Annotated in this window: 1 protein-coding gene; it reads left to right on the top strand. The window is 68.9% G+C overall.

All coding sequences use genetic code 11. The features are described from left to right. A partial coding sequence (locus AB0G35_RS37220; protein WP_360959221.1) for a 2-oxoacid:acceptor oxidoreductase family protein occupies positions 1–1,225 on the top strand: 1,225 nt, incomplete at both ends.

Genomic DNA, 1,225 nt, shown 5'->3' on the forward strand with positions numbered 1-1,225 from the left:
CAACACCGACGAGTTCACCAAGCGTCCGATGGCGAAGGTCGGCTACGACACCAGTCCGCTGGAGGACGGCTCGCTGGCGGCGTACAACGTGCACCCGGTGCCGCTGACGACGCTGACCATCGAGGCGCTCAAGGATTTCGGGCTCTCCCGTAAGGAGGCCGAGCGCAGCAAGAACATGTTCGCGCTGGGGCTGCTGTCGTGGATGTACCACCGGCCGACCGAGGGCACGGAGAAGTTCCTGCGGGCCAAGTTCGCCAAGAAGCCGGACATCGCGGAGGCGAACGTCACGGCGTTCCGGGCGGGCTGGAACTTCGGTGAGACGACGGAGGACTTCGCGGTCTCCTACGAGGTCGCGCCGGCCACCAAGGCGTTCCCGACCGGCACCTACCGCAACATCTCCGGCAATCTGGCGCTGTCCTACGGTCTGGTCGCCGCCTCCCGGCAGGCCGATCTGCCGCTGTATCTGGGCTCGTACCCGATCACCCCGGCTTCCGACATCCTGCACGAGCTGTCCAAGCACAAGAACTTCGGTGTGCGGACGTTCCAGGCGGAGGACGAGATCGCCGGCATCGGCGCGGCGCTGGGCGCGGCGTTCGGCGGCTCGCTGGCGGTGACGACCACTTCCGGTCCGGGTGTGGCGCTGAAGTCCGAGACCATCGGGCTCGCGGTCAGCCTCGAACTGCCGCTGCTGATCGTCGACATCCAGCGCGGCGGCCCCTCGACCGGTCTGCCGACCAAGACCGAGCAGGCCGACCTGCTGCAGGCGATGTACGGGCGCAACGGCGAGGCGCCGGTGCCGATCGTGGCACCCAGGACACCCGCCGACTGCTTCGACGCGGCGCTGGAGGCGGCCCGTATCGCGCTGACGTACCGGACCCCGGTCTTCCTGCTCTCCGACGGCTACCTGGCCAACGGCTCCGAGCCCTGGCGGATCCCCGACGTGGCCGAACTGCCGGATCTGCGCGTGCAGTTCGCCTCCGGCCCCAACCACGTCGCGGTGGACGGCACCGAGGTGTTCTGGCCCTACAAGCGCGATGAACACACCCTCGCACGCCCCTGGGCCATCCCCGGCACGCCCGGCCTGGAGCACCGCATCGGCGGCATCGAGAAGCAGGACGGCACCGGCAACATCTCCTACGACCCGGCCAACCACGACTTCATGGTGCGCACCCGCCAGGCGAAGGTGGACGGCATCGAGGTCCCCGACATCGAGGTCGACGACCCC

Origin of the sequence: Streptomyces sp. NPDC021749 (genome assembly GCF_040640655.1) — a bacterium.
In the GTDB taxonomy this organism is placed as follows: Bacteria; Actinomycetota; Actinomycetes; order Streptomycetales; family Streptomycetaceae; genus Streptomyces.